3 protein-coding genes are annotated in these 6,015 nt (G+C 36.8%); 1 reads left to right on the forward strand and 2 read right to left on the reverse strand.

Going from position 1 to position 6,015, the window contains the following annotated elements:
- On the forward strand, window positions 1-1,018 hold a 1,018-nt coding region (locus ACT9TX_RS18140; RefSeq protein ID WP_481340482.1), incomplete at its 5' end, for a substrate-binding domain-containing protein.
- A 37-nt stretch (window positions 1,019-1,055) separates the two neighbouring features.
- Here ACT9TX_RS18140 and ACT9TX_RS18145 read toward each other — a convergent pair.
- Both ACT9TX_RS18145 and ACT9TX_RS18150 read right to left on the reverse strand, forming a co-directional pair.
- Window positions 1,056-2,816 carry an alpha-L-rhamnosidase-related protein gene (locus ACT9TX_RS18145; protein ID WP_481340484.1) on the reverse strand — a complete coding sequence of 587 codons (1,761 nt, stop codon included), beginning with the start codon at window positions 2,814-2,816 and terminating at the stop codon, window positions 1,056-1,058.
- Window positions 2,817-2,860: 44 nt separating this feature from the next.
- Window positions 2,861-6,015 (reverse strand): glycosyl hydrolase (locus ACT9TX_RS18150; RefSeq protein ID WP_481340486.1); only part of this gene is annotated, 3,155 nt, incomplete at its 5' end.

The raw sequence follows: 6,015 nt of genomic DNA on the forward strand, positions 1-6,015 counted from the left end.
AATAATTGACCACATCAATATTGATAATTTTGCCGTTACGCCTAAATACTTACAAATTGCTAATTCAATACTAAAAGCTATTGGTGAAAATAAAATTAGCTTAAGTGATGTTTTACCATCAATAAACGAACTTAGTTTTGAATTAGATATATCAAGAGATACTGCCGAAAGAGGCTATAGACATTTAAAAAACTTGTCGGTTATAGACTCAGTTGCTGGCAAAGGCTATTTTATTAAGAACACCGATTTTGGTAAGCCTAAAAAAATATTTTTACTTTTCAATAAACTCAGTGCCCACAAAAAAATAATATACGATGCCTTTATTGGCGCTTTAAGTGAGCGGTTTACTGTTGATTTTTATATTTTTAATAATGACTTTAGCTTGTTTAAAGAGTTGATAATCTCAAAATTAAATGACTATACGCATTTTATAATAATACCTCACTTTATAGAAGGTGGCGAAAAAGCACACGAAATCATCAATATGATTCCTAAAGAGAAACTAATACTGCTTGATAAGAAAATTGATGGTGTGAATGGTGAATACTCGGCCGTATATGAGAATTTTGAACATAACATCTATCATGCACTAGAGGATGCCAGAAAAGAGTTAGCTAAATACGAAACCATAAAAGTTATATTTCCTAGAAACAGTTATTACCCTAGCGAAATAATTACTGGGGTAAAAAAGTTTTGCCAAGATTATGCCTTTAATCATGAAATAGTTGAAAGCATAAAAGATGAAAATGTATGTAAGGCTTGTGCATATATCTGTTTAATGGAAGATGATTTGGTGGTACTTCTGGAAAAAACACTCCAATCTAATCTTATAATTGGCGAAGAATTAGGGGTTATTTCTTACAATGAAACGCCATTAAAAAAGATATTACTTAATGGTATTACTACTATATCAACAGATTTTTTTCAAATGGGCGAGATTGCGGCAAGGCTTGTACATGAAAATTCTAAGCAGCATATTGAAGTGCCATTTTATTTAACAAAAAGGGCCTCTTTGTAAAGAGACCCTAATAATCAAAATTCAAACCACAACAACTTTATTGATAAATTACTTTCACGCCCTTAGGTGCAGAAACCTTAGTCTCTATTTTTCCTGTTACTAATTTTTTATGACTTATTGATACGATACCAAATGGTGTTGGAAATGTACCTTCTGCAAATTGTAAGCTACCTAAATGTGGCACTACTTTTATTGTTTTACAGCCAGGTTCTACAATAGAAACACCTAGTACGTGTTCAGTTAACCAACTAGTAGGTCCAGATGCCCAACCATGGCATAAACTGTGTCTAAATCCTTTGTAACAATAGGCCCCACAATCGCCATGAATATCTTTTTTATTTGCTGGCAATAATTCATCTATCCTTCCTGCATTTTGAAGCCAATCCATATTGAAATCCTCCCAAAAAGTGGTAGCACCTAAGCCCAACATAGCACCCCAAAACGTTTTAATATTTTGCATAGCTCCTTCGTAATCGCCAGCCTTAGCTTTTGCTTGCAGCATATAATAACCATAAAAAGTTGAGAAATCTTTTACACCACCAACGGACAATAAATTATTGGCTTTATCTATTGGTAACAAACCAGATAAACCCATTAATGCAGCAGCTTGTTTTGAGTTATTGGTAGCAGGTACATGCTTTTTTAATAACAACATTGCAGCTTTGCATTTTTGTGCAGTGGCATCGTCTTTTAAAATGGTACATAATTCTGCACCAGCCTCAAAAGTCAATAACATCAACGATTGCAACCCTGCATGAACTGCAGGCTTGTTTTCACTAGAAGGCCAGTCTAAGAAGCGGCCTCCATCTAGGTTTTCACTACCGTCAGCATTAATTTTAGTCGTTAAAATAGTTAGTAGTTTTTGTAAATACGCTTTTTGCTTTTGCAAATAAGGCAAGTCACCTTGATACTTGTACCACTCTTTATGAATGATAATCCACCACATACTATAAGCACTCAATCCATTCATCCAATCTGGCAAAGGTGCTTGGTCTTTCGCAGCATCTAGGCTTCGTGGCACTACATCGTTATAACCAAAAACTGAGTTGATGGTCATTACTTCTGGGTGCATATCGCCTACCCAAACAAGGCGGTCTCTTTTTATGCCATCCCACAAATATTCTTGCATGTTTAGGTGTACTGTGTAAGCACCTGTTAACCAAATTTCGTTTAATTGTGCATCGCTACATTTAAACGAGCCTTTGTAAGGAATATCACGATAACTAAATATAGCATTTACTTCTTTTAAATGCAACTCTGTATTGGCTTCTACCAAATCTATTCGTACAAAACGAAAGCCTGTATTACCAATTTCAGCTGATCCTAACCAAGGTAATTCTGTAATAAAATCTCGCATGGCGTGATCGTTGGTTGCCCCTTTTATGGTATCAATATCACTCATTACTTCACTTACCGATTCACCAAAACGAACCCTAATTTTTATTGGATTTTTCTTTGGCGTTATAGAAGTAATAAGCTGTAAGCCACCATGTAATTCTTTACCAAAATCTAAAACAATCGCAGGTTTACTAGTAGCATCACTTTTTAAAATGCACAAGTTTCTTTTAGGCAATTCTGCTTGTCCAGTTGATAATTTTAATAAATTAGCTGTACCCTTAATCTGCTTTTCATCGGTACTACTTTGCCATACAATTCGTTGAGGCACCAAGTATTTTCTAACTCTATGATCGCTAGAAAACTTATTGGCATAGTTAGCCCCAAACACTGGTGGCAATTGGCCTTTAGTAGTTGCAACACTTATTATTATTACTAAAAAAATGAAAAAATATGTACGCATTTGTTTGATATTGTTTGTATTAAACTAAACCTTAGAGGCAACCTTTAATAAGTAACTTTTTGCAATAAAACTGGGCCTAATAAACCAGATGGCTCTAAGGCATCAGTTGGTTTGATAGGGTTAATTGGCATCCAAGTTTTACGTTCGGCCACTGGCAATTTTGCATCGCCAATTAAACGATTTACCCAAAGGTTTACTACTTCAATTTCTACTTGGTTACTGCCTTTTTTAACTGCGTTAGTAATATCTACACTGTAAGGCGGTGCCCATACTGCCCCAACAAACTGGCCATTTATTTTTACAGTAGCCATATTTTTTACCGTTCCTAAATCAAGTAACAATTTTTCGGTTGAGGGTTTATTGCTGATATTGATAGTGGTGGTATAAGTGGCTTTACCTGAATAATATTTAAGGGCGTCATCGCTGCTTTTACTCCAATCTGTAAGGGTTGTAAACGTAGCAGGACTTTGTGGCCCACGCATCTTACTATCAAACGCTACTTGCCAAGGGCTAGTGATCGTTTCAACAGTTTGTATAGCTGGAAAATTAATTCCCTTACCATCAGTATTTACCTTGTTTCTAAACACAACAAAATAACTCTGTGTTGGCTGTAACGTAATAGGCACAGCTATTTGGCTGGTTTGTTGTGTAAACTGTGTAAGTGTTCTATGTGTGCCATTGGTCGCATCAAACAATTCTGGTTGCTTACCATTTACCCTAAAAGTAAATGTAGTACTTACTACACTATCGCTTTGGTTGGTAATAAAATAAATATCGTTATCAAGCTCTTTTCTATGAATGTATAAAACAGGCGTTGTAGCTGGAATGCCAGCATCAGCCACCAAATTCATTTTGGCAAAAACGGTTTCTAAACTTACACCAGCATACACCATTCCTTTGCCAAAAGCATGAGATGTATTTGTAACACCATCTGCATTGCCCCATAAAGCCGATGCCATCTTTGTAAGCGCTACATCACTTTCAGGATAGTTTTTTAAACTTGGTGAGCGCTTAGGTGCAGGACCTAAAATAGTAGCACCAGCAGCCACTAAATCACTAATTTTTTTAAGCAATTCTGGTCGCATGGTTTCTATTTGTGGTAGTACCAATACGCTATAACTCATACCATCTGGCAACACCAATTTGCCATCTTTTACACTTACCCTATCTTTTAAAACTTCTGCATTAATGTAATCGTAAGAGTAACCTTTTGGTATTTCTGGATTTCTAATACCAGTCATTTTAGGTGCGTCTTCGCCTATAAAATAAGCAACATCGTTTACCACATTGCCACGCTGCAACATAAACATACAACGACGTTCATAGTCAATCCAATTTTTAGATTGCTCGAACCAAGTATTTTTTCTGTTGAACTCTGTACCAAATGGTGCATTGATACCAGGGGTTTTATCTTCATAAGGTTGCTGGATATACAAATGCAACAACACATGGTTAATACCTTCTGTAAAAGACCAATCGCCACGTTTTTTTAGCAATGCAGGATAACGTTGATAAGCTTTGCCACCGGATGTAAAGCTCTCTGCAAATACCTGATTTTTACCATAAATATGTGCTGCCGATGAAGCGGCTCTACACTCAATATTTCCTAGTTCACCTTCATTCCAAAACTCACCAGCAATTTCATTACTTTGGCCACCGTACATTAAAAATTCCGAAGGGAAACCCCAGTGGCCATAGTTTTCAAGCCACACACGCAAGCCATTTTTATTACTTAAATCTCGTAGGCCGCCAACATAATCGTAAGCTACTTTATCAGCAATCAGCCTTCTCATATCCCATAAAAAACGATTGCTTTCATCTGCACTATTTACAATTCTGCCAGATAAAGTTGGTAACCATTTTACAGGATCGTAACCATATTTTTCTTGAAATTCTTTGGCAAAACCTTCCGTCCAGTTTTCTGATCCTTGCTCGTAACTGTCCATAATTACATAGTTCCAAGCGGTTCTATCTTCTGGCTTCATGCGTTGCAATAATTTACCTACAAACGCATCAAAATGATTAGATAAATGTTGCTTGTTCATCTTATCCACTTCTAAGCCTCTGGCATAAGGTGCAGAAGGTGCGTTCATGGTGCCTGTAGGCGTTACGCCCATACGCATAATCACCCATTTTCCTGCTGGTACATCCCAATTTAACGTGCCATCAGCAGATAAATATTGAGAAATATTTAGTATTTGCTTGGCTTGCAAATGCTTTAATTTATCAGCTATTTCTGCTTGGTTTGTCCATTGATATTCCTTCCATAAAGGCAATGGTGTAGGATACATTTTGGCCAATTGTTTCTCGGCATAACGCTCTAATTTAGCGGAAGCCGATAATGTAATGTCAGCAAAAGATGCATTAATTTTTTTGCCTTGTCTATTAGCTACATTTTTAATAACTATTCTAAAATCGGTGGCAGTAGTTTCTGGCAAGCCTATGGCTACTGGTGCGTAAGGAATGACCCCTGTACTAATTGATGGATTGGTTCTTTCGAAATTAAAAGTGCCGATGGTTTTATAAGTATCACCATCTTTTACTTGTACCACAAAATCGGCTGACATAGGTATTTGTGCAGGATAAATAACAATGCTTCTTGCAGTAAAAGATTGTGCCACATGCAAGTCAATGTTGTAAGGTTGATTGCCCGCTGCGGTAAATAAGTTAGCCACCGTTTTTGTGTTACCATCTAATAAATTTTCTAGTTTATCGGTGGTAACAGAAGTTGTAATAGTTGGATGGAAATCTGCAATTGATACTTGGTCATTTTCAGGAACAGGAAATGCCAAAACTGCTACATCTTGAAATGTATCGTGGGCTGCTGTTAGCTTTTGAGAAATATGCCTGCCACCTTCAACCGTTATTTCGCTGTTGATTAGGTAACGCATAGCCTCTGATGTTTTAACCCACGGGCCACCAGATTGACTCCAACCGGGGCAGTTAAATAAGCCAATATTTACCCCCAATCTTTTACCTTCTGTAATGGCAAACTCGGTTAGTTGCCACCACTCTTCACTTAAAATATTTACCTTTCCAGAAGGTACTTCTGCTAACCCAATATTGCCAATTAATGCTTGGCCGATACCTACTGAAGCCATAGCCTCTAAGTCTTTAGTAATGCCCTCTTTAGAAATATTATCACTTACCCAATACCAATAAACCCAAGGTTTTAATGTGTCCTGTGGGTTCGCAAATG

It is taken from the genome of Parasediminibacterium sp. HNIBRBA5674, assembly GCF_056745525.1.